The organism is Methylobacterium sp. DB0501 (genome assembly GCF_011043735.1).
GTDB classification, from domain to species: domain Bacteria; phylum Pseudomonadota; class Alphaproteobacteria; order Rhizobiales; family Beijerinckiaceae; genus Methylobacterium; species Methylobacterium alsaeris.
The window spans coordinates 22,242-47,048 of the sequence record NZ_JAAKGV010000025.1 but is presented as its reverse complement, the minus strand read 5'-3'; the positions used below and the strand labels follow the sequence as shown (position 1 = coordinate 47,048).

24 protein-coding genes are annotated in these 24,807 nt (G+C 70.9%); 17 read left to right on the top strand and 7 right to left on the bottom strand.

Annotated features, from left to right (window positions below):
- Positions 1-99 precede the first annotated feature (99 nt).
- From purD to G4G93_RS36520, 4 genes are all read left to right on the top strand, one after another.
- On the top strand, positions 100-1,389 hold the full coding sequence (gene purD, locus G4G93_RS29225) for a phosphoribosylamine--glycine ligase (RefSeq protein WP_165089926.1): 1,290 nt from the start codon (positions 100-102) through the stop codon (positions 1,387-1,389).
- A gap of 55 nt (positions 1,390-1,444) precedes the next feature.
- Positions 1,445-2,353, top strand: coding sequence for an alpha/beta fold hydrolase (locus G4G93_RS29220; protein WP_165089924.1), 909 nt, complete (start codon positions 1,445-1,447; stop codon positions 2,351-2,353).
- 124 nt (positions 2,354-2,477) lie between these two features.
- Positions 2,478-3,353 (top strand): EamA family transporter RarD, encoded by an 876-nt coding sequence (gene rarD / locus G4G93_RS29215; RefSeq protein WP_165089921.1) that lies wholly within the window; start codon positions 2,478-2,480, stop codon positions 3,351-3,353.
- Between the two features lie 84 nt (positions 3,354-3,437).
- Positions 3,438-3,560, top strand: a complete 123-nt coding sequence (locus tag G4G93_RS36520; protein ID WP_281409754.1) for a hypothetical protein — start codon at positions 3,438-3,440, stop codon at positions 3,558-3,560.
- Between the two features lie 370 nt (positions 3,561-3,930).
- On the opposite strand, the gene G4G93_RS29210 is transcribed toward G4G93_RS36520, so the two are convergent.
- Positions 3,931-4,698 (bottom strand): SDR family oxidoreductase, encoded by a 768-nt coding sequence (locus G4G93_RS29210; RefSeq protein ID WP_165089919.1) that lies wholly within the window; start codon positions 4,696-4,698, stop codon positions 3,931-3,933.
- Between the two features lie 30 nt (positions 4,699-4,728).
- Entirely contained in the window at positions 4,729-5,418 is a 690-nt protein-coding gene (locus tag G4G93_RS29205) for a GntR family transcriptional regulator (protein WP_246737094.1), read from the bottom strand.
- Between the two features lie 225 nt (positions 5,419-5,643).
- Between G4G93_RS29205 and G4G93_RS29200 the strand changes: the two genes are divergently transcribed.
- Together G4G93_RS29200 and G4G93_RS29195 are read left to right on the top strand one after the other, a co-directional pair.
- Positions 5,644-6,570 (top strand): 3-hydroxyacyl-CoA dehydrogenase, encoded by a 927-nt coding sequence (locus tag G4G93_RS29200; RefSeq protein ID WP_165089914.1) that lies wholly within the window; start codon positions 5,644-5,646, stop codon positions 6,568-6,570.
- Positions 6,571-6,590: 20 nt separating this feature from the next.
- The gene (locus G4G93_RS29195; RefSeq protein ID WP_165089912.1) at positions 6,591-7,520 is read left to right on the top strand and encodes a 3-keto-5-aminohexanoate cleavage protein; all 930 of its coding nucleotides are present in this window, start codon (positions 6,591-6,593) and stop codon (positions 7,518-7,520) included.
- 243 nt (positions 7,521-7,763) lie between these two features.
- Here the strand turns inward: G4G93_RS29195 and G4G93_RS29190 are convergent, their stop codons facing one another.
- Positions 7,764-8,783 (bottom strand): SMP-30/gluconolactonase/LRE family protein, encoded by a 1,020-nt coding sequence (locus tag G4G93_RS29190; RefSeq protein WP_165089909.1) that lies wholly within the window; start codon positions 8,781-8,783, stop codon positions 7,764-7,766.
- 139 nt (positions 8,784-8,922) lie between these two features.
- Between G4G93_RS29190 and G4G93_RS29185 the strand changes: the two genes are divergently transcribed.
- A complete protein-coding gene (locus tag G4G93_RS29185; protein WP_165089907.1) occupies positions 8,923-9,150 on the top strand; it encodes an antitoxin in 228 nt (75 codons plus the stop codon).
- A 165-nt stretch (positions 9,151-9,315) separates the two neighbouring features.
- Positions 9,316-9,561, top strand: coding sequence for a type II toxin-antitoxin system VapC family toxin (locus G4G93_RS29180; RefSeq protein WP_165089904.1), 246 nt, complete (start codon positions 9,316-9,318; stop codon positions 9,559-9,561).
- Positions 9,562-9,581: 20 nt separating this feature from the next.
- Here the strand turns inward: G4G93_RS29180 and G4G93_RS29175 are convergent, their stop codons facing one another.
- Positions 9,582-10,652 (bottom strand): malate/lactate/ureidoglycolate dehydrogenase, encoded by a 1,071-nt coding sequence (locus tag G4G93_RS29175; RefSeq protein ID WP_165089902.1) that lies wholly within the window; start codon positions 10,650-10,652, stop codon positions 9,582-9,584.
- Between the two features lie 234 nt (positions 10,653-10,886).
- On the opposite strand from G4G93_RS29175, the gene G4G93_RS29170 reads away from it, so the two are divergent.
- The 6 genes from G4G93_RS29170 to G4G93_RS29145 all read left to right on the top strand — a co-directional run bounded on the left by G4G93_RS29170 (position 10,887) and on the right by G4G93_RS29145 (position 18,762).
- Positions 10,887-12,047: an ABC transporter substrate-binding protein gene (locus tag G4G93_RS29170; RefSeq protein ID WP_165089899.1), complete on the top strand. Its 1,161-nt coding sequence runs from the start codon at positions 10,887-10,889 to the stop codon at positions 12,045-12,047.
- Positions 12,048-12,154: 107 nt separating this feature from the next.
- Positions 12,155-13,030: a branched-chain amino acid ABC transporter permease gene (locus G4G93_RS29165; protein ID WP_165089896.1), complete on the top strand. Its 876-nt coding sequence runs from the start codon at positions 12,155-12,157 to the stop codon at positions 13,028-13,030.
- A complete protein-coding gene (locus tag G4G93_RS29160) occupies positions 13,027-14,856 on the top strand; it encodes an ABC transporter permease subunit (RefSeq protein ID WP_165089894.1) in 1,830 nt (609 codons plus the stop codon). Before G4G93_RS29165 ends, G4G93_RS29160 begins: the two co-directional genes overlap by 4 nt.
- Before the next feature lie 15 nt (positions 14,857-14,871).
- Positions 14,872-15,615: an ABC transporter ATP-binding protein gene (locus G4G93_RS29155; RefSeq protein WP_165089891.1), complete on the top strand. Its 744-nt coding sequence runs from the start codon at positions 14,872-14,874 to the stop codon at positions 15,613-15,615.
- A 207-nt stretch (positions 15,616-15,822) separates the two neighbouring features.
- Entirely contained in the window at positions 15,823-17,376 is a 1,554-nt protein-coding gene (locus G4G93_RS29150) for a UxaA family hydrolase (RefSeq protein ID WP_165089889.1), read from the top strand.
- 84 nt (positions 17,377-17,460) lie between these two features.
- Entirely contained in the window at positions 17,461-18,762 is a 1,302-nt protein-coding gene (locus G4G93_RS29145) for an MFS transporter (protein ID WP_165089886.1), read from the top strand.
- 291 nt (positions 18,763-19,053) lie between these two features.
- On the opposite strand, the gene G4G93_RS35595 is transcribed toward G4G93_RS29145, so the two are convergent.
- Together G4G93_RS35595 and G4G93_RS29135 are read right to left on the bottom strand one after the other, a co-directional pair.
- Positions 19,054-19,191: a hypothetical protein gene (locus tag G4G93_RS35595; RefSeq protein ID WP_206290091.1), complete on the bottom strand. Its 138-nt coding sequence runs from the start codon at positions 19,189-19,191 to the stop codon at positions 19,054-19,056.
- A gap of 132 nt (positions 19,192-19,323) precedes the next feature.
- Complete coding sequence (locus tag G4G93_RS29135; RefSeq protein ID WP_165089884.1) at positions 19,324-19,470, bottom strand: hypothetical protein; 147 nt, start codon at positions 19,468-19,470, stop codon at positions 19,324-19,326.
- 301 nt (positions 19,471-19,771) lie between these two features.
- On the opposite strand from G4G93_RS29135, the gene G4G93_RS29130 reads away from it, so the two are divergent.
- From G4G93_RS29130 to G4G93_RS29120, 3 genes are all read left to right on the top strand, one after another.
- A complete protein-coding gene (locus tag G4G93_RS29130) occupies positions 19,772-21,211 on the top strand; it encodes an amidase (RefSeq protein ID WP_165089881.1) in 1,440 nt (479 codons plus the stop codon).
- 142 nt (positions 21,212-21,353) lie between these two features.
- Positions 21,354-22,643, top strand: a complete 1,290-nt coding sequence (locus G4G93_RS29125; RefSeq protein WP_165089878.1) for a PQQ-dependent sugar dehydrogenase — start codon at positions 21,354-21,356, stop codon at positions 22,641-22,643.
- A gap of 54 nt (positions 22,644-22,697) precedes the next feature.
- On the top strand, positions 22,698-23,030 hold the full coding sequence (locus tag G4G93_RS29120) for a c-type cytochrome (RefSeq protein WP_165089874.1): 333 nt from the start codon (positions 22,698-22,700) through the stop codon (positions 23,028-23,030).
- A 282-nt stretch (positions 23,031-23,312) separates the two neighbouring features.
- On the opposite strand, the gene G4G93_RS29115 is transcribed toward G4G93_RS29120, so the two are convergent.
- The gene (locus G4G93_RS29115) at positions 23,313-24,416 is read right to left on the bottom strand and encodes a ring-opening amidohydrolase (protein WP_165089872.1); all 1,104 of its coding nucleotides are present in this window, start codon (positions 24,414-24,416) and stop codon (positions 23,313-23,315) included.
- Positions 24,417-24,807: the final 391 nt, after the last annotated feature.

The window sequence follows — 24,807 nt, the reverse complement described above, 5'->3', positions numbered from 1 at the left end:
TTGCGGCACCCCGTGACCCCCGCGCATCACTCCGGTTGCCGCCAGGATCGGCCTTCCCTAAACGTCGCGCGAGACTGAAGATCCTTGTCGGGACCGGCGATGCGCGACCAGCACCCCCTCACCCTCCTGCTGATCGGCTCCGGCGGGCGCGAGCACGCGCTGGCCTGGAAGCTCGCCCAGAGCCCGCTCTGCCGGCGCCTGCTGATCGCCCCCGGCAATCCGGGCACCGCCGCCCACGGCACGAACCTCGCCCTCGACGTGGCCGACCATGCGGCCGTGATCGCCGCCTGCCGGCGCGAGGGCGTCGATTTCGTGGTGGTCGGCCCCGAGGCGCCCCTGGTGGCGGGCCTCGTCGATGCCCTCGGCGCGGCCGGCATCCGGGCCTTCGGGCCGAATGCCGCGGCGGCCCAGCTCGAAGGCTCGAAGGCCTTCACCAAGGAGCTGTGCCGGGAATTCTCGATCCCGACCGCCGGATTCGCGCGCTTCCGCGAGGTCGCGCCGGCGCTCGCCTACCTGCGCGCCGGCCGGATCCCGGTCGTCGTCAAGGCCGACGGGCTCGCCGCCGGCAAGGGCGTGGTGGTGGCCGAGACGCTGGAGCAGGCGGAGGCCGCGGTGGAGACCATGCTCGGCGGCGGGATGGGCGCCGCCGGGGCCGAGGTGGTGATCGAGGAGTGCATGGTCGGCGAGGAGGCGAGCCTGTTCGCCCTCTGCGACGGCACCCGCGCCGTGCTGCTCGGCACCGCGCAGGACCACAAGCGCGTCCATGACGGCGACAGGGGGCCGAATACCGGCGGCATGGGGGCCTATTCCCCCGCCCCGGTCCTGACCCCCGCGCTGGAGTCCGAGGTGATGGAGCGGATCATCCGCCCGACCCTCGACGGGATGCGGGCGCGGGGCACGCCGTTCTCCGGCATCCTCTATGCCGGTCTGATGCTGACCGCCGATGGGCCGATGCTGATCGAGTACAACACCCGCTTCGGCGACCCCGAATGCGAGGTGCTGATGCCGCGCCTCGCCTCGGATCTGGTGCCGTTGCTCACGGCCGCTGCCGACGGCGACCTCTCGGGCATGACGCCGGATTGGCGCGACGCGGTGGCCCTGACCGTGATCATGGCCGCGCCCGGCTATCCCGGCACCGTCGCCAGGGGCTCGGAGATCCGCGGGCTGTCCGAGGCGGAAGGCGCCGGCGCCCTGGTATTCCAGGCCGGTACCAGGCGCGACGGCGAGCGGCTGGTCGCCGATGGCGGCCGGGTGCTGGCCGTCACGGCGTTGGGGCGCGACGTGCGGGAGGCGCAGGCACGCGCCTATGCCGCCCTCGACCGGATCGATTGGCCGGAGGGCTTCTGCCGCCGCGACATCGGCTGGCGCGCGGTGGCGCGGGAGACCTGAGCCGTATTCGTGCGTTACCCCGGGGTCTGACGAAAAAGTCCCTGGGGAGCGCCCGATGCCCGCCGACCTGTTTCCCGGCTTCACCTCGCACTGGATCGACCTGCCCGACGGGCGCTTCTTCGCCCGGGCCGGCGGCCGGGAGGACGCCCCGCCCCTCGTGCTGCTGCACGGCTTTCCCCAGACCCATGCCTGCTGGCACCGGATCGCCCCGGCGCTGGCCCGCACCCACCGGGTGATCTGCCTCGACCTCAAGGGCTACGGCTGGTCGGCGGCCCCCCCCGGCGATCCCGCCCACGAGGATTACTCCAAGCGCCGGATGGGCCGGGAGGTGGTGGCCGTGATGGAGCGGCTCGGCCATGTCCGCTTCGGCCTCGTCGGCCACGACCGCGGCGCCCGGGTCGGCTACCGCCTCGCCCTCGACGAGCCGGGCCGGATCGACCGCCTCGCCCTCCTCGATATCCTGCCCACGGTCTCGCAATGGCGGACGATGGACCGGGAGCCCGGCGCCTACCCGCATTGGCGCTTCCTGGCGCAACCCGCTCCGGTTCCCGAGCGGGAGATCGGCAAGGCCCCGATCCCCTATTACGAGGACCTCCTGCGGCTTTGGACCGGCGACGGCACCCTCGATGCCTTCGCCCCCGGCGCCCTCGACCTCTACCGCCAGAGCTGGAACGTGCCCGAGCGGATCCACGCGAGTTGCGAGGATTACCGCGCCGGGGCCGGCCCCGACCGTGCCGCCGACGAGGCCGACCTCGCTGCGGGGCGCCGCCTCGCCGGCCCGGTCCTGGTGCTGGTCGCCGACCGCTTCGTCGGCAGGTCCGGCCTCGACCCGGTGCGGCAGGCCTGGACCGGCACCTTCGCGCCGGCGGACTCCACCTTCGAGATCGTCCCGTCCGGCCATTTCGTCGCCGAGGAGAATCCGCAGGCGACGCTCGCCATCCTGGAGCGCTTCCTCCGGGCCTGACCGGCGGGCCCGACCCCGGGAGCCCCGCGCCGGGCGGGGGACGGCCCCCCGCCCCGGACCGTAGCCGGGCCCGGGCGCCTGCGGCACACAAACCGCGGGCGCGTGCCGCCCGGGGGAAACATCCGTGGGTCTGTTGTACGCGCTCGGCGCCTTCCTGAGCTGGGGCCTCGTCGTCCCGGTGCATTTCCGCCTGCTCGACGGGGTGCCGGCCTGGGGCATCCTCGCCCACCGCATCGTCTGGTCGAGCCTGTTCATCGCCGTGCTGCTCGCGGCCCTGCGCCTGCTGCGCCGCGGACCCCGGATCCGGCTGGAGCGCCGCCACGCCTTCCTGCTGCTCTCCGCGCTCCTCATCGCGGGCAACTGGTCGCTGTACCTGTGGGCGGTCCAGAACGGGCGGATGCTGGATGCGAGCCTCGGCTACTTCATCAACCCGCTGGTCAACGTCGCCCTCGGCGCCCTGGTGCTGCGCGAATCCCTGCGCCCGCTCCAGCTCGCCGCGGTGGCGCTCGCCGCCCTCGGCGTCGTCGCTGCGGTGGTGGCGGCCGGCAGCCTGCCGTGGGTCGCCCTCGCGCTGGCGATCAGCTTCGCGATCTACGGCCTGATCCGCAAGCTGGTGCCGATCGACCCGATCCTCGGTCTCGGCGCCGAGACGATCGCACTCCTGCCGCTGGCGCTCGTCTACCTCGCGGTCGCCCCCACCCCGCCCGGCCAGGGCACCGCGCAGTGGCTGCTGCTGATGCTCACCGGCATCACCACCGCGGTGCCGCTGATGTGGTTCGCCGCCGCCGCCTCCCGCCTCAAGCTCTCGACGATCGGCCTGCTGCAATACATCTCGCCCTCGGGCCTGCTCGCCTTGAGCGTGCTCGCCTACGGCGAATCGCTGCCGCCGTCCCGGGCGATGGTCTTCGGGCTGATCTGGGCGGGACTGGCGCTCTACGCCCTCGACGCGGCGCGTCCGCGCCCCGTGGCGGCGCGGGCTCCGAAGGATCGCCCAGCCTGACGCAAGCCACAGCGGTCAAGCTTCCCCCGTCCAACCATAATCGCGGGGCTTCCTGCCGTCAGCGACGAATCGGCGGGGGCCGCGATGATCCTGGACGACGTGAAGACGAGGGACGAGACCGGCCCGCATCCGATCTGGCTGGTGCTCGGGCCGTGGGCGGTGTTCGCCCTGGCGGTGGGGGGATTCCTGGCGCGGTGGCTGCCGTAAGCACAGGGCTCGACATGGGTTTGTCGAGCGGACACCGACCCTGAGGGATCGAGGCCGTCGCGAGCGCGGAATCGCCCGCGGCGACACGATACAAGACTGAGAGATACGGTAGCGACGGGCCCGCGGCCGTCGAAATCCAGCTCCCCTTTCCCGGACGACCGAAGCGTCAGCGCAAGGAGACCCGGGATTGAGGGGAAACGTGCCGCGACGCGGCTTTGCACGGTTCGGACGTGCAGGCGCCTCGCGATTTCCCATGCGGACCCGGATCTCCGTCCGCTTCGTTGCCGCCGTCCGGGACAGGGAGGGGCCTACGACGGAGCGGCAGCCCGGCGGCACCGGGTCTGCCGGCGTCGTGCAGAGGGGGCCGCGACTACGTCAGCATCTGCAGGTCGCCATCCACCGCCAGCGCCTGGCCCGAGATGGTCTTGCCCCGCGGGGAGGCCAGGAACAGGATCTGGTCGGCGAGCTGGCGGGCGGTGACGTAATCCTTGATCGAGGCCGCCGCGAAGGCCGCCGCCTCAATCTCGGCATAGCTGATCCCGCGCTGCTGGGCCTTCGCCTCCAGCACCCGGCGCTGGCGGTCGCCGGCGACGATGCCGGGCAGGACCGCGTTGACCCGGATGCCGTCGGCCCCGAGTTCCCGCGACAGCGACTTGGTGAAGCCGACCACCGCCCATTTCGCCGCCGCGTAGGGCGTGCGCAGCGGGAAGCCGAAGCGACCGGCCACCGAGGACAGGTTCACGATCGACGGGTTGGCGCTTCGGCGCAGCAGCGGCACCGCCAAACGCACGCAGTTGAACTGCCCGGTGATGCAGATGTCGAGGGTGCGGTCCCAGTCCTCCGGGTTGATGTCCTCGACGCGGCCGGTCGGCCCGGCGATGCCGGCATTGTTGACCAGGCAATCGAGCCCGCCGAGCGCGCCTTGCGCCTCGGCGAACAGCCGGGCGACGTCCTCGCGCGAGGCGACGTCGGCATGGGTGCCGGTGATCCCGGCCGGCAGGGCTGCCAGGGCCTCGCGGTCGACGTCGCAGACATGGACTCGCGCGCCCTCCTCCACGAAGGCCTGCGCCACTTCGAGGCCGATGCCGCCGGCCCCCGCGGTGACCAGCACCTTCAGGCCGCTCAATCCCATATCCATGTGGGTTCTCCGTTCTCCCGGGGCGCCCGTTCAGGGCGTGAGGCGCCCGGTGGTCTCGATGAAGTCCGCGCTGCCGGCGATGTCGGCGGCGAGCGCCGCACGGGCACCCTCCGGGTCGCCGGCGGCGAGCGCCGCCACCAGGCGGGCGTGGTGCACCTGCGCGCCGCCCTCGGCGAGGCGCCGGCGCGAGGAGCGCAGGTCGAGGTTGAGCACCGGGCCGATGCGCAGCCACAAGCCCTCGACGATGGCGACGAGGGCGGGCAGTCCGGCGGCCCGGTAGACCGCGAAATGCAGGTCGCGATTCGCCCGCATCGCCTGCTCCAGGTCGGGTTCGGGCGCCAGGACCTCACTGCGGAACGCCGCGTCGTGGGCGCGGATCGCCCCGAGATCGCCGGGCCCCACGGCCCGCGCCGCCTCTGCCGCCGCGAAGCCCTCGACGGCGATGCGCACCCGGGTCAGCTCGCGGAAGGTGCCGAGGGTGAGGACGGGGACGCGCACGGCGCGGTTCGGCAGCACCTCCAGCGCCTCGTCGGCGACGAGGCGCGACACCGCCTCCCGCGCCGGCATCACCGAGGTGCCGAGCCGCTCGGCGAGGGTGCGCAGCGACAGCCGCTCCCCCGGCGCCAGCTCGCCGGCGATCAAGAGGTCGCGCAACGACTCGTAGGCCTGCGCGCCCAGGGTGGCATGCGCCACGCGGCCGATCCGGGCGATGCTCCCCAACGCCGCCTCCCCACATGTCCCGCTGCTTGCCAGGGCCTGCTGATGCCTCTTCGGCATCTCGACAGGCGCGCGGTTTGGTGCGAGCCTAAGTGTGATCACAGATCACGGCAACCCCAACGACCGTGACGCGAGACCGGGCAGGACACGCACCATGAGACAAGGCTTCCCCTCCGCGCCGCACCGGCGATCGGCCGCGCCGTGACGCGCCCGGAGGATTCTTCCACGATGCCGACCGTCGCGGTTGTCGGGGCCGGGCTGATCGGCCGGTCCTGGGCCGTGGTCTTCGCCCGGGCCGGCTTCTCCGTCCGCCTCACCGATCTCCATCCCGGGGCCCTGGCCGCCGCGCCGGGCCACATCGCCGAGGCGCTGCGCCAGCTCGAGGGCCACGGCCTCGTGGCGGATGCGCCGGCGGCGCTCGCACGGATCCGCACCTGCGCCACCCTGGCGGAGGCGGTGGCCGGGGCCGACCTCGTGCAGGAGAACGGCCCCGAGACCGTGGAGGCGAAGCGCGCGCTGTTTTCCGAACTCGACGCCGTGAGCGGGCCGGAGACGATCCTCGCCTCCTCGACCTCGGCCATCGTCGCCTCGCTGTTCACGGAAAACCTCGCGGGCCGCGCCCGCTGCCTCGTCGGCCATCCGGTGAACCCGCCGCACCTGGTGCCGGTGGTGGAGCTCTGCGGCGCGCCCTGGACCGATCCGGCGGTGGTGGAGCGCGCCCGCGCCCTCTACGAGGCCGCCGGCCAGGCGCCGGTGACGGTGAACCGCGAGGTCGAGGGCTTCGTGCTCAACCGCCTGCAGGGCGCGCTCCTGTCGGAGGCGTTCCGCCTCGTCGCCGAGGGCGTGGTCAGCCCCGCCGACCTCGACCGGACCGTGGCCGAGGGCCTGGGGTTGCGCTGGTCGTTCCTGGGGCCCTTCGCCACCATCGACCTCAACGCGCCGGGCGGTGTCGCCGACTACGCCGCCCGCTACGGCGGCTTCTACGGCCGCCTCGCCGCCGATCCGGCCCCGGCCTCGGTCTGGTCGCCGGAGAGCGCCGCCCGCATCGTCGCCGCCTGGGGCGGCGGCCCCGACCCCGCCCCGCCGGCGGAGCGCAGCCGCCGCCGCGACGCGCGCCTCGCCGCGCTGATGGCGCACAAGCGCGCCCAATCCTAGAAACTCGGGAGGACACACCCATGGCCAAGCGGAAAGTCGTCATCACCTGCGCCGTCACCGGCGCGATCCACACCCCGTCGATGTCGCCGCACCTGCCGGTGACGCCGGACGAGATCGCCGAGGCCGCGATCGGCGCGGCGGAGGCCGGGGCGGCGATCGTCCACCTGCATGCCCGCGACCCGAAGACCGGCAAGCCCGACCAGTCGCCCCAGGCCTTCGAGCCGTTCCTCAAGGTGATCAAGCAGCGCTCGAACTGCGTGGTGAACCTCACCACCGGCGGTGCGCCGACCATGGGCATCGACGAGCGCCTCGGGCCCGCGGCGCATTTCAAGCCGGAAGTCGCCTCGCTCAACATGGGATCGATGAATTTCGGCCTCTACCCGATGCTGGAGCGATTCAAGACCTTCCAGCACGACTGGGAGGAGCCCTATCTCGCGGGATCGCGCGACCGGATCTTCAGGAACACCTTTGCGGACATCGAGCACATCCTGACCACCTGCGCCGAGAACGGCACCCGGTTCGAGGTCGAGTGCTACGATATCGGCCATCTCTACACGCTGGCGCACTTCGCCGATCGCGGCGTGATCAAGCCGCCCTTCTTCGTCCAGAGCGTGTTCGGCATCCTCGGCGGCATCGGCCCGCATCCGGAGGACGTCCAGCACATGAAGCGCACCGCCGACCGGCTGTTCGGCGACGATTACCGCTGGTCGGTGCTGGGTGCGGGTCGCAACCAGCTCCCCATCGCCGCCCAGGCGATCGCCCTCGGCGGCAACGTCCGGGTCGGCCTGGAGGATTCGCTGTGGATCGGCCCCGGCAAGATGGCTGAGTCGAACGCCCAGCAGGTCGCGAAGGCCCGCCAGATCATCGAGGGGCTGGGGCTGGAGATCGCCAGCCCGGACGAAGCGCGCGAGATCCTGGCGCTGAAGGGCGGGGATCGGGTGAATTTCTAGCTGGTCGATCGGGATTAGACCGTCGGGCGCCGCGCGCCCGACCCTCCCCCCTCTGCGGGGGGAGGGTCGGGCGGCGGAGGCCGGGCGGGAGAGGGGCAGCGCGACGATGCCGGATAGGCCGCCCGTCAGGACGGCCGCGATCTCTCCGGACGCGTAGCTCCCCTCTCGCGGCTCGCTCCGCTCGCCACCCTCCCCCGCACAGGGGGAGGGTTCAGGCGCGGCGGCCGATGAGCCCTCTCGACGCTACGGCACCATCGCCCCCTGCGTCTCCACATACACCGCGTAGATCGACGTGCTCGCCGCCATGAACAGACGGTTCTTCTTCGGCCCGCCGAAGCACAGGTTGGCGCAGGTCTCCGGCAGGTGGATCTTGCCGATGAGGTCGCCGGACGGCGTGTAGCAGCGTACCCCGTCCTCCTTCGGGTCGGCCCAGCCCATCGAGCACCAGACGTTGCCGTCGACGTCGGTGCGCACCCCGTCGGTGAAGCCCGGCGCGAAGCCCTCCGCGAAGACCCGGTCGCCGGTGAGGCGGTCGCCCTCGACGTTGAAGGCGCGGATGTTCGAGCGCCCGCCATGGGTCAGGCCGCTATCGACGACGTAGAGGATCTTCTCGTCGGGCGAGAAAGCGAGCCCGTTCGGCCGATCGATGCCTTCCGCCACCACCTTTGCCTGGCCGCTCGACGGATCGAGGCGGTAGACCCGGGTCGGCAGCTCGGCCTTGTCCTTGTGGCCCTCGTAGAACCCGTCGATGCCGTAGCCCGGATCGGTGAACCAGACCGCGTTGTCGGAGGCCACCACGACGTCGTTGGGGGCGTTGAGCGGCTTGCCGTCGAACTTGTCGATCAGCACCGTGATCTTGCCGTCCGGCTCGGTGCGGGTGACCCGGCGGGTGTCGTGCTCGCAGGTGAGGAGCCGGCCCTGGCGGTCGCGGGTGTTGCCGTTCGAGTAATTGGAATTGGCCCGGTAGACGCTGACATGGCCGTTCTCGAGCCAGCGCATGATCCGGTTGTTCGGGATGTCGCTCCACAACAGGTAGCCGCCGTCCCGGAAGTAGACCGGGCCTTCGGCCCAGCGGAAGCCGGTGGCGATGCGTTCGATGGCGGCGTTGCCGACCTTGTAGCGGAAGCGCTTGTCCAGCGCCTCGACCCGCGGGTCGGGATAGCGGGTGCCCGGCAGGTCGCCGAGGGGCAGCCGGTCGGCCCGCGCCGCGACCGTGGTCGCCGTGAGGGCGGCGGCGCCCGCGAGGACGTCACGTCGGTTCATCACTCGTCTCCTCCCGTCCGGTCTTCGCGCCGGACGGGGGGATTGTACGGGAGTGGGGGCCTGTGTCTCGTGGTTTTCTACGGGCCGACCGCCGCTGGGGCGATCGGGCCATTGATGTATGTGTACATACGGACTCATCATGACCGTCGCGAAGCTCTTCATGTCCGGCGGGAGCCAAACCGTCGGGCTGCCGCAGGAATTCCGCTTCGACGGCGGCGAGGTCGAGATTTTTTGCCGTGGCGACGAAGTCGTCCTGCGCAAGCGTTCGGCCAATCTCTCCGTGCTCCTCGACATCATCGGCAGCATGCCCGCCGATATGCCGGCCGATCTGCAGGATGGCCGGCCGCAGGAGCGCGAGGGCCTGTGACGCCTCGCTACCTGATCGATACCGACGCCATCATCGCGCTCCGGCGCAGGCGGCCGCGCTCGGTCGTCGCTCGATTGAATGCGCTCCGCATCGGCCAAGCCGTCATGTCGCCGGTGACGTACGGAGAGCTGTGCTTTGGCGCGGAGAAGAGCGCGGATCGAGACAATGCATTCGCAGTCCTCGTCCCGACTGGTCGCCGTCGTTCCGATCGCGATCGCCGAGCCCGAGGAAACCGGCCGCCGCTACGGTGAACTCCGGGCCGCGCTCGGACGACAACGTCAGCTGATCGGCAACGATGATGTCTGGATCGCCGCGAACGTCCTCGCGGCCAACCTCACGCTCGTGACCGGGAACGTCGGAGGGGTCAGCCGCGTGCCCGGCCTCGCGATCGAGGATCGGACGGCCGAGTGAGGGCCGTCCGATCCGTTCAATTACGCCCGATACGCCTCCCCATCCAAGCCGAACGGCCGTCCCGCCGCCAGCAGGGTCTCCCAGACCGGATCGGGCAGCGGCACGCCCTCCGCCAGGCGCTGGGCCCGGGTCCGCCGCTCTGGCTCGCCCGGGAGCAGCACCTCGCCGCCCGGCACCGGCCGCGCGCCCTTGAAGAAGTCGAGATAGGCGCGGGTCTCGCGCACCATCGCATCCTCGGAGCCGAAGGCCTCCGGCGTCATGTAGAGCGACAGCATCCCGTTGCAGAACCGCCGCGACCCCGGCCCGGCGGTGCCGGACCCGGTGAGCGCGCCGGCGAGCAGCTCGCACATCAGGGCCAGCCCCGAGCCCTTGTGCTCGCCAAAGGCCCGGATGGCGCCTGCACCCTTGAGGTTGTCGCGCTCCGGGCCGTCGAGGGGGCCGTACAGCGTCGAAGGATCGCTCGACAGGCGCCCATCGGGCTCGATCAGCACGCCCTCGGGCAGCGTCTTGCCGCCTTGGGAGGCGACCAGCACCTTGCCCTCGGCCACCGCCGAGGTGGCGAAGTCGAGGATCACCGGCTCGGCACCCTGGACGGGGAAGCCGGCCGCGAAGGGCGCGGTCGAGAACCGCCGGTCCACCGAGCCGAACGGCGCGACGAGCAGGCTCCCCGCCACGTTGACGAAATGCACCGAGACGAGGCCGGCCGCCGCCGCCTGCTCGGCCCACTCGCCGATACGGCCGAGATGGCCGGCATGCCGCAGGGCCACGATGGCGACGCCGTTCTCCCGGGCCTTGCGGATCCCGAGTTCGGTCGCGAAGGGGCCGGCGGTCTGGCCGAAGCCGTAATGGGCGTCGACCAGTGCGAAGGCCGGGCCGTCGGTCACGATCTCCGGGGTCTTGTCGGCCTCGACCTCGCCCTCCTGCAGCCAGGCGACGTAGCGCGGCACACGGATGACGCCGTGGCTGTCGTGCCCGGTCAGGTTGGCGGCGACGAGGTAGCGGCCGATCCGCTCGGCCTCGGCCTCCGAGCAGCCCGCGCGCGAGAAGATGTCCCGCACGTAGGCGGTCAGGCCGCTGGCTGAGATCTGCATGAAAATCCTCCCGGCTTCTTGGTTCGGGCCGCCGGTCGTGCGGCCGCATTCTGGCGCGGCGGAGAATGGCCGCGCCGACGCCCGCGGTCGAGGCCGTCCGGTGCAGATCTGCCTGGGCATTTTTAATCCTCGGGGAATGGACGGGGGGATGGACATGGCAGCGCTGCCGGTGTCTCATCCTGCCCAAGGCCGGGCCTCGAAGCACCGGTCATTTCCCCTGGGAGGAACATGACGATGAGGACGACGCGCCGCGTTTTCCTGAAGAGTGCGGCCACGGTCGCGGCTGCCGGCGTCGTCGCGCCGTCGATCATCCGCCCCGCGAGCGCCCAGGGCGGCACGATGCGCATCGGCATGGTTCTGCCGGTGACGGGGCCCGGCGCCGATGCCGGCCGCTTCGCCCTCAACGGCGCCAAGATCGCGCTGGAGGCCGTCAACAAGGCCGGCGGCGTGCTGGGCAAGCCGATGGAGATCGTCACCGAGGACGACCAGACCACCAATCCGGGCGCCGTTCTGGCCTTCTCGAAGCTCGCGTCGCAGCCCGACCTCGTGGCGTTCCTCGGCTCGATCCGCTCGACCCAGAACCACGCCATGGCACCGGACATCCTGAAGACCGGAAAGCCCGTGGCCTTCGGCGGCACCGATCCGGTGCTGACCCAGCTCGGGAACCCCTGGCTGTTCCGCTTCCGCCCGAACGACAGCTTCTCGGCCCGCGTCATCGCCGAGTACGGCGTGAGCACGCTGGCCAAGAAGAAGTGGGCGATCATCCACTCGACCGACGCCTTCGGCACCAGCGGCGCCAAGGCGCTGACGGACGCGTTGGGCAAGGCCGGCGCCACGGTGGCGCTCGACCAGGGCTACACCAACCAGAGCCAGGATTTCACGCCGGTGGTGCTGGCGATCCGCCAGTCCGGCGCCGACGTGATCGGCTCCTACTTCACCTTCGAGAACGACCTCGGCATCTTCGCCCGCCAGCTGCGCCAGCTCGGCGTGCAGGCGCCGTGGGTCGGCTCGGCCTCGATCGTCAACGTCACGGCGCTCAAGCTCGCCGGCCCCTCGCTCTACAACACCTACGGCGTGGCGGATTACGCTGAGGAATCGAGCGACGCGGCGCGCAACTTCGGCAAGGCCTACCGGGCGGTGATGAAGCTCGCTCCCGACAACCAGTCCTCCTGGACCTTCGATGCCGTGACGGTGCTGGCGAAGGCGATCAATGCCGCCGGCAAGACCGACCCGAAGGCGATCCGCGAGGCCCTGCTCGCCATCCGCGGCCACGAGGGCGCCGAGGGCACCTACAACTTCGACCAGAACGGCGACGGCCTGCACGGCTACAACGTGGTGCGCAACGACAAGGGCAACATCGTCTTCGACAAGCGCATCGACTTCTACAAGGGCTGACCTTCGGAAAGACCCGACCGGGACGGCCCGAGCCGTCCCGACGCCGTCTCGGCCGCCGTGCATGTCGCGGCGGCACGACCCTTTTCATCCGATCGGGGCGGGCCCGCATGGACCTCATCCTCCAGCTTCTGTTCACGGGAATCGGCATCGGCGCCGTCTACGCGCTCGTGGCGCTCGGCTTCGTGCTGATCTTCCGCGCCACCAACGTGGTGAACTTCGCGCAAGGCGAGTTCTCGATGGTCGCCGCCTTCCTGATGGTGGTCTTCGCCGTCGACCTGCAATGGCCGTACTGGCTGTCCTTCCTGCTCGCCATCGGCGGCATGGCGGCTTTGGGCGCGCTGTTCAATCTCGGCGTCTATTATCCCTTGCGCCACCGCACCTACCTGCCGGTGATCATCTCGACCATCGGCGCCTCGATCTTCCTGGCCAACACCACGCTCGCCCTCTACGGGCCGCAGCCGCAGGTGCTGCCGCCGGTCTTCGAGACGCAAGGGTTCCTGATCGGGCCGGTCTACCTCGACACCCAGTACCTGCTGATCATCGCCGTCACCGCGGTGCTGGTGGCGTTCCAGTACTGGTTCTTCGAGCACACCCTGCTCGGCAAGAAGCTCCAGGCCACCTCCCAGGACAAGGAGATGGCGGCGCTCCTCGGCATTCCCGTCGCCGGGATGATCATGCTGACCTTCGTCTACAGCGCCGTGCTGGGGGGCATCGCCGGCATCCTGGTCGCGCCGGTCCTGTTCGTGTCGATCCAGATGGGCGCCACGATCGCGCTCAAGGCCTTCGCCGCCACCATCATCGGCGGCTTCGGCGACGTGACCGGCGCGATCATCGGCGGCCTGGCGCTCGGCATCATCGAGACCTTCGGCGCCGCCTACATCTCGGTGCCCTACAAGGACGCCTTCGCCTTCATCGTCCTCGTCGCCTTCCTGGCCTTCCGCCCGCAGGGCATCTTCGGCGAACGCATCGCGGAGAAAGCATGACCGGCTCCCCTCGCCCCGTCGCGGCGGACCCGGTGTCCGTCTCCCCCGCCCGCCGCTTTCCCGTCGGCACCCTCGCCTACGCGGCCCTCGTGGCGGTCGCGGTGTTCCTCGCCGCCACGACGCCGTTCAGCGGCTACGTGCTCAACATCCTGATGCAGGCCGCGACCTACGCCATCGCGGTCATCGGGCTGACCGTCGTGCTGGGCCTGTGCGGGCAGATCAACCTCGCGCAGGCTGCCTTCTTCGGCATCGGCGCCTACGCGGTCGGCCTCGGCACCGTCGATCTCGGGATCAGCTTCTGGCTCTGCCTGCCGATCGGCCTCGTGCTCGCCCTCATCCTCGGCGCGGTCCTGGGCGCCTCGACGCTCCGCCTGGGCGGCCACTACCTCGCCATGGTGACGATCTCGTTCCAGCAGATCCTGACGCTGATCATGATCAACTGGATTCCGGTCACCCACGGGCCGGACGGCGTGCCGAACATCAAGCGCCCCGGCCTGTTCACCGACGGCCAGAGCTACCTCGCGCTCTGCGTCTTCGTGCTGGCGGCGGTGGCCTACGCGGTCTGGCGGATGCCCAAGACCCGGCTCGGCCGCGCCATGCGGGCGGTGCGCGACAACGAGCTGGCGGCGGGCGTCACCGGCATCGACATCTATCGCACCAAGGTCATGGCCTTCGCCATCGGCGCCCTGCTCGCGGGCCTCGGCGGCGGGCTGTTTGCCGGCAGCTTCACCTATATCAGCCCGGACCAGTTCTCCTTCGCCGAGTCGGTGGTGTTCCTTACCATGGCGCTCCTCGGCGGCGTCGGGTCGCCGGTCGGCGCGGTGATCGGCACCGGGCTGCTGATCCTGATCCCCGAATGGCTGCGTTTCCTGAAGGAGATCCCGGGCCTCTACCTCGCGATCTACGGCCTCGCCGTGATCCTGATCGTGGTGTTCATGCCGGAGGGCATCTGGGGCTTCCTCGGCGATCAGGTGAAGCGCCTGCGGCCGCGCAGGGCCGCCGCTCCCCGGGCGCAGGACCTGACGCTCACGCAAGCCGCGGCCTCGGCCGCGCCGGTACTCGAGGTCGAGGGGCTGTCGAAGCATTTCGGCGGCCTGAAGGCCGTCGACGAGGTCAGCTTCACGGTGACCCGCGGCGGCATCCATGCCCTGATCGGGCCGAACGGCTCCGGCAAGACCACGACCCTCAACGTGCTGTCGGGCCTCTACACCCCGACCGGCGGCCGGGTGCGGCTCAACGGGCAGGACATCACCCGCTTTCCGCCGCACCAGCGCGCGGCGGCGGGCCTCGGGCGGACGTTCCAGAACATTCGCCTCTTTCGCTCGATGAGCGCGCTCGAGAACGTGGTGATCGGCGCCGAGCGGCCGGGCAACGCGATCGTCGCCCATGACCGTGCCTCGCTGGAGGCGCGGGCGCGGGCGGCGCTCGCCTTCGTCGGGCTGGAGGCGCGGGCCGACGAGCCGATCTCGTCCTTCTCCTACGGGCACCAGCGCCTCGTCGAGATCGCCCGGGCGCTCGCCGGCAACCCGGTCCTGCTCCTCCTCGACGAGCCGGCGGCGGGCCTCAACTCGACCGAGAAGAACGCGCTCACCGTGCTCCTGCGCCGGATGGCCGCCAAGGGCCTGACCATCCTGATCATCGACCACGACATGACGCTGGTGAGCGACGTGGCGAGCCACATCACGGTGCTGAATTTCGGCCGGCGCATCGCCGACGGGGTGACGGCCACGGTGCTGCGCGAGCCGGCGGTGATCGAGGCCTATCTCGGCCAGGAGAGCACCGAGGGGTCGAATGTCGGCCTCAAGACCGACCTCGCCACCGCCTGACAGGAGAGACACACGATGGCACTCCTGGAAATCCGCGACCTGACCGTCCGCTACGGCGAGATCGAGGCCGTGCGCGGCATCTCGTTCTCGGTCGAGGCCGGCGAGGTCGTGACCCTGCTCGGCTCCAACGGCGCCGGCAAGTCGACGACGCTCAAGACCGTCTCGGGGCTCGTGAAGCCCGCCGGCGGCGAGGTTCTGTTCGAGGGGCAGTCCCTTCTGGGTCTCAACCCCGAGGAGATCGTGCGCCGCGGCGTGGCGCATGTGCCGGAGGGGCGCCGGGTCTTCCCCGGCCTCACGGTCCGCGAGAACATCATGCTCGGCGCCTCGAATCGGAAGGGCTTGTCCACGCGCCAGATCCGCGACGAGGCGGAGGGGATGTTCGAGCTCTTCCCGGACATCCGCCGCTTCGGCGACGCGCTCGGCTGGACGCTGTCGGGCGGCCAGCTCCAGATGGTGGCGCTCGCCCGCGGGCTGATGGCCAAGCCCCGCATCCTGCTCCTCGACGAGCCGTCGCTCGGCCTCGCCCCGGTGATCGTGCAGGCGGTGTTCGCGATCATCGCCGAGGTGCGCCGGCGCGGCACCACCGTGCTCCTCGTCGAGCAGAACGCCCGGATGGGCCTCTCGGTCGCCGATCGCGGCTACGTGCTGGAGACCGGCCAGCTCGTGCTCAGCGGCGCGCCGCAGGATTTGTGGGCCAACGACGACATCCGCGCCGCATATCTCGGCGGGCGGGCCAAGGCGGAGGCCTTGGCGCATTAGAGCGGCGCCCGATCACCTCGCAATACGGTGCGCGACACACAGGAGGCTGCGCGGATGCGGGAACGACGGCCACCGCGCCTGCACTGTGCAACCTGATGTGTCGTGTACCGTGACGTCGCAAGCGGTCGCTGCTCTGGAAGCCGGACGATAGCCTTACCGACCCGTCCGGCCGTATGGTTCTTTGAAATTCCTCCAAAGGTCCGACCCATGTCCGCCCCCACCCCGCTCCACCCCACCAACCCCCGCATCGTGCGCCTCAGCCACGAGGACAACGTCGTGGTGGCGGTGGATCCGATCGTGCCCGGCGCCGCCGTCGAGGGCGTGACCGCCACGGCCCGCGTGCCGCGGGGCCACAAATTCGCGGTCGTGGCGATTCCCGAGGGCGCGCCGATCCGCAAGTTCGGCCAGATCATCGGCTTTGCCAGCCGCGCCATCGCGCCGGGCGAGTGGGTGCACGAGCACAATGTGGGCTTAGGGGACGCCAAGGGCGACTTCGCCCGCGACTACCGCTTCTGCGAGGAAGCGAAGCCCGTCGCCATGGTGCCCGAGCCTGAGCGCGCCACCTTCGAAGGCTACCGGCGGGCCGACGGCAAGGTCGGCACCCGCAACTATGTCGGCGTGCTGACCTCGGTGAACTGCTCGGCCACGGTCGCCCGCTTCATCGCCGAGGAAGCGCGCCGCTCCGGTCTCCTCGACGAGTTCCCGGGCATCGACGGCGTCATCCCGCTCACCCACGGCACCGGCTGCGGCTACGACATCCAGGGCGAGGGCGCCGACATCCTCAAGCGCACGCTCTGGGGCTACGCCGCCAACCCGAACATGGGCGGCGTCATCATGGTGGGCCTCGGCTGCGAGGGCCTGCAGATCGACCGCTGGAAGCGCGCCTACGGCATCGAGGAGAGCGAGACCTTCCGCAGCTTCACCATCCAGGACAGCGGCGGCACGCGCCGCACCATCGAGGCCGGTGTCGCGGCGCTCCGCGAGATGCTGCCCGCCGTGGCGAAGGCGAAGCGCGAGACCGTGCCGGCCTCCGAGCTGATGCTGGCCCTGCAATGCGGCGGCTCGGACGGCTATTCGGGCATCACGGCGAACCCGGCGCTCGGCGCCGCGGTCGACCGGCTGGTCGCCGAGGGCGGCACCGCGATCCTGTCCGAGACGCCGGAGATCTACGGCGCCGAGCACCTGCTGACGGCGCGGGCCGCCACCCCGGAGATCGGCCACAAGCTCGTCGAGATGATCCACTGGTGGGAGGCCTACACCGCCCGCAACGGCGGCGAGATGAACAACAACCCCTCCCCCGGCAACAAGGCCGGCGGCCTCACCACCATCTTGGAGAAGTCGCTCGGCGCCACCGCCAAGGGCGGCACCACGACGCTTCAAGGCGTCTACCGCTACGCCGAGCCGGTGACGGCGAAGGGCTTCGTCTACATGGACACCCCCGGCTTCGATCCGGTGGCGGCCACCGGGCAGGTCGCGGGTGGCGCCAACGTGCTCTGCTTCACCACCGGCCGCGGCTCGGCCTATGGCTGCAAGCCGACCCCGTCGATCAAGCTCGCCACCAACAGCGAGATGTACCGGCGGATGCAGGACGACATGGACATCGATTGCGGCGACGTGCTCGACGGCGTCTCGATCGAGGAGAAGGGCCGCCAGATCTTCGAGACCATCCTGCGCGTGGCGTCGGGCGAGCGCACCAAGTCGGAGGGCTTCGGCTACGGCGACGCCGAGTTCGTGCCCTGGCAGATCGGTGCGGTGATGTAGCCGGCGCGATATGGCGGGGCGGGCGGAACCGCAGTAAGGGGCGCTCCGGGGCACAAGGACAAGAACGCCCCGGAGGACACCACGATGACACCGGATGTGAGCAGCGGGAGCGATCTCACCCGCCGCCAATGGAAGATGACGCTGCTCGCGAGCCTGGGCGGCGGGCTCGAGTACTACGACTTCATCGTCTACGGGATCTTCGCCAAGGACATCGCCGCCGCCTTCTTCCCGGCGAGCGACCCGGTCGCGGCCCTGACCCTGTCGCTGGCGGTGTTCGCGGTCGGTTACCTCGCCCGGCCTCTCGGTGGGCTGGTGCTGAGCCATTTCGGCGACCGCTACGGCCGCAAGACCGTGTTCGTCGTCACCGTCTTCACCATGTCGGCCTGCACCCTCGGCATGGGACTGGTGCCGGCTTACGCCTCCTGGGGCGTGTGGGCGACCCTGCTCCTCGTGCTGTTGCGCTTCGTGCAGGGGCTGTGCATCGGCGGCGAGCTGCCCGGCGCCATCACCTTCGTGGTCGAGACGGCATCGCGCCGTCCGGGGCTGGCCTGCGGCATCGTCTTCTGCCTCGTCAACGGCGGCGTGCTGCTCGCGGCCCTCGTCAATCTCGGCCTGCAATCGTGGCTGCCGCCCTCCGCCATGGCCGAGTACGGCTGGCGCATCGCCTTCCTGTTCGGTGGGGTCGTCGGGCTCGTCAGCTTCGTGCTGCGGCGTTCGCTCGAGGAGACGCCGGAATTCCTGCGCCTGCAGCACCGCGCCGCCCGCAGCCCGATCGGTGAGGTACTCCGCCATCACCGTCGCCAGGTGCTCCTCGGCATCGGCATCGTGGCGCTCACGGCGGGCTTCAACGGCATCCTGTTCGCCCACATGCCGGCCTACCTAATCCAGGTGCTCAAGTACCCGCCCAAGACCGTGGCGATGGCGATGAACGTCGCCCTGTTCGCGATGTCGGCCTCGCTGCTTCTCGCTTCGTTCTTCGCCGACCGCGTGCCGCCGCGGCGCCTGATGCAGGTCTCGGCCCTCGTCATCCTGCTCGGCGTGATCCCGGCCTACCAGGTGCTGGCGCGGGGCGATGCCGACCTGTTCCTGGTGCTGCCGCTCCTCACCATGGCGGTGGCCGGGGCCAACGGCAGCTTCGCCTTCCTGCTCGCCGGTCTCTTCCCGACCCGGGTGCGGTTCAGCGGCGTCGCGCTGTCGCTCAACGTCGGCTTCACGCTCCTGAGCGGCCTCGGCCCCCTCGCCGCCAATGCGCTGATCGGCGCCACCGGCTGGGCGGCGGCCCCCGGCGTCATCATCGCGGCCTCGGCGCTGATCGGGCTCGGGGTGGCGAGCCGGCTCTCCGACCGGCCGACGACCCTGGCGGAGGCGGTGCCGGTCTCGGGCTGAGGGCGATCGCCGGACCGCCGGACGGGCGGTCCGGCCCAGGCTGCGCCGGGCGAGGGTGTCCCGTCGCGAGGTTGACGGTCGCCCGCCTCGAGCGTCGCCGTATTCCGCCGATGCCTGCCCTTCGCGTCATGCCGGGGCCGCGAGAGCGGGGCCCGGACCCGAACGGCGCGGTGGGTCGGGCTGCGTCGCCGACATCGCCTCGACCGGGAGACGCCGATCGCCGGCGATCCATGCCGGTCTCGTCCCGCTCGGGGAGCGGGCGGCGACGAACGAGCCGCCGCCGGTAGACCGTCAGCGTTCCGGATGCCGCTCGCGCCAGCGCGGGCCGGGGCCGCGCATGTAATGGAGTTCGGGGCGGTAGGGATCCATGATCTCGGCGACGAGGTCCCGCCAACGCTGGGTGAGGCGTCCGACGAAAGCCATCAGCATGGAACCGTCCTCCTGCGCGCGACCGCTCCGCAATGGAGCCAGGCAGGGATCGTGCCGCCGGTTCGTTGCGAAAGTCTTGCCGGGCAGGCTGATCCGTGGCTTTGGCGAGAATGCGACGGCGGCGTGGACGGCTTACGGCAGGATCCCGACGAGCTTCAGCCCGCCCGCGGCGATCACCGCCAGCACCACGCCCCAGAGATCGAGGGGCATCGCGGCCCACCAGGCGGTGCTCTCGGCCCGCGGCAGCGGCGTACCCTGCGCCCGTGCGACGTCGTCCATGGCTGTCTCCTTCTTGGGTCCGCATCCTCCGGGTGCCCGTCTGGCGCGGGCATCCCTGCCTTACCCTACAGCACGGCGCCTCGCATCGCAGCAGAAAGGACGGAAACCGATCACGCGGTGGCGCTCAAAGATACGTCGCCGCCGGCGATCTGCTCGCCGGATGGGCACTGGCGACGGAGGATCGACAGTCGGAGGTCGACGACCGCGACCCTTGCGCCCCACGCGCTTGCCCCGCCGCCCGCCCGCGTGCTCCGCTGCCGCGAGACCCATCCCCCAGGACCGACCGATTCAGGACCGAGCCATGCCCGCTTCCGATCTCGTCATGATGCGCGCGACCGACCTCGCGCGGGCGATCCGCGACCGGGCCGTCTCGGCCCGGGAGGTGATGCAGGCCCATCTCGACCAGATCGCCCGCCACAACCCGGCGGTGACCGCGATCGTCTCGCTGCGCGACCCCGACGCCCTGCTCGCCGAGGCCGAGGCCGCCGACCGGGAACTGGCGGCGACCGGCCCGCGCGGGCCGCTCCACGGTCTGCCCCATGCGGTGAAGGACCTCTCGGCCGCCGCCGGCATCCCGAACACGCAGGGGTCTCCGCTCTTCCGCGACACCGTGCCGGAGACCGACGCGATCCACGTCGCGCGCCTCAAGCGAGCGGGCGCGATCGTGATCGGCAAGACCAACGTGCCGGAATTCGGCCTCGGCTCGCACAGCACCAACCCGGTCTTCGGCGTGACGCGCAACGCCTACGACCCGGCGAAATCCGGCGGCGGCTCGAGCGGAGGCGCCGGGGTGGCTCTGGCCCTGCGCATGGTGCCGCTCGCCGACGGCAGCGACCATGGCGGCTCCCTGCGCAACCCCGCCGCCTGGAACAACGTCCTGGGCCTGCGCCCCGCCGCCGGCCGGGTGCCGGGCAACACCGACGAGGTCTTCCTGCCCCAGCTCGGCGTCGTCGGGCCGATGGCGCGCTGCACCGCCGATCTCGGCCTCCTCCTCTCGGTCCAGGCCGGCTACGACGCGCGCACCCCGAACGCGATCCGCCAGGATCCCGCCGCCTTCGCGGCGATCCGGCCGCGGGCGCTGAAGGGCCTGCGGATCGGCTGGATCGGCGATTTCGGCGGGCACCTCGCCTTCGAGCCCGGCGTGCTCGATCTGTGCGAGGCCGGCCTCAGGGTCTTCTCCGACCACGGCGCCGCGGTCGAGCCGGTGCGGCCCGCCTTCGATCCGGAGGCGATCTGGCGCGCCTGGGTGACGTTGCGCCAGGGAATCACCGGCGCCGGCCTCGCGGCCCACTGGCGCGATCCCGGGAAGCGCGCGCAGATGAAGCCGGAAGCGGTCTGGGAGGTCGAACAGGGCATGACGCTCTCGGCCTTCGACCTGCATGCCGCCAGCGTCACCCGCACCGCTTGGTATCATTGCGTGCGCGGGCTGTTCGAGCGCTTCGACGTGCTGGCCCTGCCGGCCGCGCAGGTCTTCCCGTTCGACGCTCGCGAGACATGGCCGCGCCGCATCGACGGTCGTCCGATGGACAGCTATCACCGCTGGATGGAGGTGGTGGTGCCCGGCACGCTCTCCGGCTGCCCGGTGATCAGCCTGCCGGCCGGCCTCAACGCGGGCGGCCTGCCGATGGGCCTCCAGTTGATCGCGCCGAACCAGGACGAGGCCGGCCTGCTCGGCCTCGCCGCAGCGTACGAGGCCGTCACGGGCTTCGATCGGACGCTCCCACCGGTCCTTCGCGCCTGACGGCGCGCCCGGCGCGAATCGTCCCCACCCCTCGAATGGGATAGGCCCTTGCGCCGCTTGCCGCTGACAGAGCCTGGCGGCATACATGGCGGGCAAGAAGGTCGGCCACGCCCGAAGCGGCCGACACCCGGAGGAGACCCTGATGAAGCCCTTCCTGATGGCGGCCCTCGCCGCCGGCGTGTCCTTCGCGGGCCTTTCCCTGGCGAGCGACGCCTTCGCGCAGGACACGACCGCCGGCGACACCAAGGCCAAGGTCGACAACCTCGAGAAGCTCGGCAGCTTCAAGCAGACCGGCGTCGCCGAGCCGGCCCCGATCCCGCAGACCGGCCGCCGTGCCGATGCGATCAACCGGACCCTGCAGAAGATCAAGGTGCCGGACGGCTTCAAGATCGAGCTCTACGCCGTGGTGCCGGATGCCCGCGCCATGGCGGTCGGCCCCAATGCCGGCGTCGTCTTCGTTGGCACCCGCAAGTCCAAGATGTACACGGTCACCGATCGCGACAAGGACCGCGTCGCCGACGAGGTTAAGGTCTATGCCCCCGGCGTCGACTTCAAGATCCCGAACGGCGTCTGCTTCTCCCGCGACGGCGTGCTGACGGTGGTGGAGCAGAACCGGATCCTCGCCTTCCCGGCGGCCGAGTTCTTCTACGAGGGCACGGACGGCCCGGCGGTCGTCGTGGTCAAGCAGGGCGAGCTGATTCCCCCGGCGGAGGAGAGCTACAACCACACCGCCCGGATGTGCCGCGTCGGGCCGGACGGCAAGCTCTACGTCTCGCTCGGCCAGCCCTACAACGTGCCGCCGAAGGACAAGGCCGACCTCTACGCCAAGACCGGCATCGGCGGCATCATCCGCATGGATGCCGACGGCAAGAACCGCGAGGTCTACGCCACCGGCATCCGCAACTCGGTCGGCATGGACTTCGCGAACGACAAGACGCTGTGGTTCACCGACAACCAGGTCGACGGCATGGGCGACGACCAGCCGCCGGGCGAGCTGAACCAGATCACCAAGCCGGGCCAGAATTTCGGCTTCCCGTGGTATGGCGGCGGCGGCGTCCGCACGGTCGAGTACAAGGACGACAAGATCCCGGCCGACGTCGTGCCGCCCAAGGCCGAGCTGCCGCCCCACGCCGCCGATCTCGGCATGATCGTCTACAAGGGCAAGTCCTTCCCCGAGAAGTATCGCGGCGGCATCTTCACCGCCGAGCACGGCTCGTGGAACCGCACCACGCCGATCGGCGCCCGGGTGATGTTCGTTCCGCTCAACAAGGACGGTACCGCCGGCAAGCCCGAGCCCTTCGCCGAGGGCTGGCTGACCGAGGGCGGCGAGTATCTCGGCCGCCCGGTCGACGTCGCGACCCTGCCCGACGGCTCGCTGCTCGTCTCCGACGACACGGCCGGCGCGATCTACCGCATCTCCTACGAGAAGTAGGTTTCTTCGGTGCGGGGCGGCCTGTGGCCGCCCCCTCCCCTCCAGGAGACGCCCATGACCCGCTCCCTCGCCCTCCTGCTGCTCCTCGCCGCAACAATGCCGGCCGCCACGATGCCGGCTGCCGCCGGGGACGCCAGGGCCGGCCGGGCCAAGGCGGTCGGCTGCCAGGCCTGCCACGGCCTCGACGGCCTCTCGAAGCTGCCGGACGCGCCGAACCTCGCCGGTCAGGTCGAGCCCTACCTCATCAAGGCGCTGACCGAGTTCCGGAACGGAACGCGCAAGAACGAGGTGATGTCGGTGGCGGCGCAGGATCTGTCGGATGCCGACATTGCGAATCTGGCAGCTTATTATAGTGGGATCCAGATCGATGTGATCCCGCCGGGTTGAATCAATTTCTGCAAATGAAAATTTTTATTATTATCACCACAATTTCGAAAAATATCTAATTGGATTATCGGATTTTCTTGATAGCAACGTAGACAACTCACCGCAGCACGCTCGGGCTCGGCGCAGCCGAGATCCCGGGATCCATAATCGCAGAGGCTTCGGGAAGGGGCGAACAGCGTTCCGCTTCGTCCGGTACCTTCAGCGGTCATGGATCCCGGGTCCGCCGCGCGGCCCCGGGACGACGAGGGAGGGATTGAGGCCGGTCTTCCCAATCAGACGGGCTCATCCCTCCATCGCCGCGATCACCGCCACCGGCCCGCCCCCATCCGGTCCCTGGTGCTCCGCCCCGCCCGAGACGAACAGGTCCGTCCGCCCGATCGCCGCCGCGGCGACGCCGCCGACCAAGGCGCGGGCGTGGCGGGTGGCGTTGATGTCGCTGTCGTCGTTCATGATGTGGCGCCGGCCGCGGATCAGGCCGTTGCCCGAGGGCTCGGCCTTGGCGAGCAGGGCGACGACGCGCGCGGCGGCCTCCGGCGGGAGCTGGCCGGCGACGGGGAATCCGAGATCGGCGAGCGCCCCCTGGATCGCCGAAAAGTCGATGCCGTCGCGCATCACCCGGTGGGCGATGCGCAAGGGGCCGCTCCAGCCCGGGGCGTTGCCGAGCACGATGACCTCGTTGCGCATCAGCTCGATCCCCGCCGAGGCGCTGGCGCGGCCGGAATAGAGATCGGTGCGGGCACCGATCACCGTGTCGTCGAGGGCGGATCCGTCGATCTCGGCCAGCGCCAGCCCGATGCCGAGCGCCGAGGCGCCGCGCGAGAGGCCCATCGACGCGTAGGTGTCGTGGGTGGCGACGCGCGCCCCCCGGGCGGCGGCCTCCTGGATGCGGGCGCTGGTGAGGAGCGGGCACTTCACCTGGACGAAGTGCACGTCGGCGACGTCGGTCAGCCCGGCCGCCGCCATGGCGCGGGCGACCGCCGCCTCCGTGGCCCGCACCTGCGCCATGCGGCCGATCTCCTCGGGGAGGAAATCGTCCGTGAAGGCGGTGCCGACCGCCAGCGCCCGCCCCTCGGCCGCCGGGCCCTCGCGCCGGGCGAGGATCAGCAGGTGGGGCGACAGCCCGCCCTCGGTGCCCCCGGACATCACCAGGGCGACCCGCGCGCCGACCTCCGCCGGGGAAAGTCCGAGCCGGGCCGCGAGGGCGTTCTCCAGCGCCATCACGGCCAGCGGCCGAGTGAAGTCGTTGACGCAGCCATTGCCCTCGGTCTTGCCGAACACCGCGACGATCTCGTCCGGCGCGACCGTTCCGGACTCGATCAGGGCATCGAGCCCCAAGACATCGGCGGGGTGCCGGGTCGGCACGCGGAAGACGAGGCATTCGGGCATCGGGGTCTCTTCGACGGTTCTGGTCGCCCGGCCGGATCGCCGGCCGGGCGGAGCGCCGCTCCTAGCAAAAGCGCCGCCACCCCGGCCCGCAAGCGCCGCAGGCTTCTCCCGCACGCGCCGCAGGCTTCTCCCGCACGCGCCGCAGGCTTCTCCCGCAAGCGCCGCAGGCCTCGCCCGCAAGCGCCGCAGGCCTCGCCCGCAAGCGCCGCAGGCCCTGCGAATGAGGCGCCGGCGCCACAAGCTTGGCCATAACTGCAAGCGGCCGGGTAGCCGGGCGGGGGGCGGATGCGCTAGTCTGGGCTCCCGCGCCCGGGAGGTCCGTCGCCCGATGCCGATACCGTTGAGCCGTTTCCGGCCCGCCGTGTCCGCACGGGCCTTCCGTCCGCAAGCC

Bases quoted from the DNA above. Each gene is read 5' to 3' on its own strand.
- G4G93_RS29200 (WP_165089914.1), top strand. From the start codon at position 5,644: ATGCCGACCGTCGCGGTTGTCGGGGCCGGGCTGATCGGCCGGTCCTGG.
- G4G93_RS29165 (WP_165089896.1), top strand. From the start codon at position 12,155: ATGGACCTCATCCTCCAGCTTCTGTTCACGGGAATCGGCATCGGCGCC.
- G4G93_RS29155 (WP_165089891.1), top strand. From the start codon at position 14,872: ATGGCACTCCTGGAAATCCGCGACCTGACCGTCCGCTACGGCGAGATC.
- G4G93_RS29135 (WP_165089884.1), bottom strand. From the start codon at position 19,470: ATGGACGACGTCGCACGGGCGCAGGGTACGCCGCTGCCGCGGGCCGAG.
- purD (WP_165089926.1), top strand. From the start codon at position 100: ATGCGCGACCAGCACCCCCTCACCCTCCTGCTGATCGGCTCCGGCGGG.
- G4G93_RS29125 (WP_165089878.1), top strand. From the start codon at position 21,354: ATGAAGCCCTTCCTGATGGCGGCCCTCGCCGCCGGCGTGTCCTTCGCG.
- G4G93_RS29145 (WP_165089886.1), top strand. From the start codon at position 17,461: ATGACACCGGATGTGAGCAGCGGGAGCGATCTCACCCGCCGCCAATGG.
- G4G93_RS29170 (WP_165089899.1), top strand. From the start codon at position 10,887: ATGAGGACGACGCGCCGCGTTTTCCTGAAGAGTGCGGCCACGGTCGCG.
- G4G93_RS29150 (WP_165089889.1), top strand. From the start codon at position 15,823: ATGTCCGCCCCCACCCCGCTCCACCCCACCAACCCCCGCATCGTGCGC.
- G4G93_RS35595 (WP_206290091.1), bottom strand. From the start codon at position 19,191: ATGCTGATGGCTTTCGTCGGACGCCTCACCCAGCGTTGGCGGGACCTC.
- G4G93_RS29180 (WP_165089904.1), top strand. From the start codon at position 9,316: ATGCATTCGCAGTCCTCGTCCCGACTGGTCGCCGTCGTTCCGATCGCG.
- G4G93_RS29160 (WP_165089894.1), top strand. From the start codon at position 13,027: ATGACCGGCTCCCCTCGCCCCGTCGCGGCGGACCCGGTGTCCGTCTCC.
- G4G93_RS29220 (WP_165089924.1), top strand. From the start codon at position 1,445: ATGCCCGCCGACCTGTTTCCCGGCTTCACCTCGCACTGGATCGACCTG.
- G4G93_RS29120 (WP_165089874.1), top strand. From the start codon at position 22,698: ATGACCCGCTCCCTCGCCCTCCTGCTGCTCCTCGCCGCAACAATGCCG.
- G4G93_RS29130 (WP_165089881.1), top strand. From the start codon at position 19,772: ATGCCCGCTTCCGATCTCGTCATGATGCGCGCGACCGACCTCGCGCGG.
- G4G93_RS29210 (WP_165089919.1), bottom strand. From the start codon at position 4,698: ATGGATATGGGATTGAGCGGCCTGAAGGTGCTGGTCACCGCGGGGGCC.
- G4G93_RS29190 (WP_165089909.1), bottom strand. From the start codon at position 8,783: ATGAACCGACGTGACGTCCTCGCGGGCGCCGCCGCCCTCACGGCGACC.
- G4G93_RS36520 (WP_281409754.1), top strand. From the start codon at position 3,438: ATGATCCTGGACGACGTGAAGACGAGGGACGAGACCGGCCCGCATCCG.
- G4G93_RS29195 (WP_165089912.1), top strand. From the start codon at position 6,591: ATGGCCAAGCGGAAAGTCGTCATCACCTGCGCCGTCACCGGCGCGATC.
- G4G93_RS29175 (WP_165089902.1), bottom strand. From the start codon at position 10,652: ATGCAGATCTCAGCCAGCGGCCTGACCGCCTACGTGCGGGACATCTTC.
- G4G93_RS29185 (WP_165089907.1), top strand. From the start codon at position 8,923: ATGACCGTCGCGAAGCTCTTCATGTCCGGCGGGAGCCAAACCGTCGGG.
- G4G93_RS29115 (WP_165089872.1), bottom strand. From the start codon at position 24,416: ATGCCCGAATGCCTCGTCTTCCGCGTGCCGACCCGGCACCCCGCCGAT.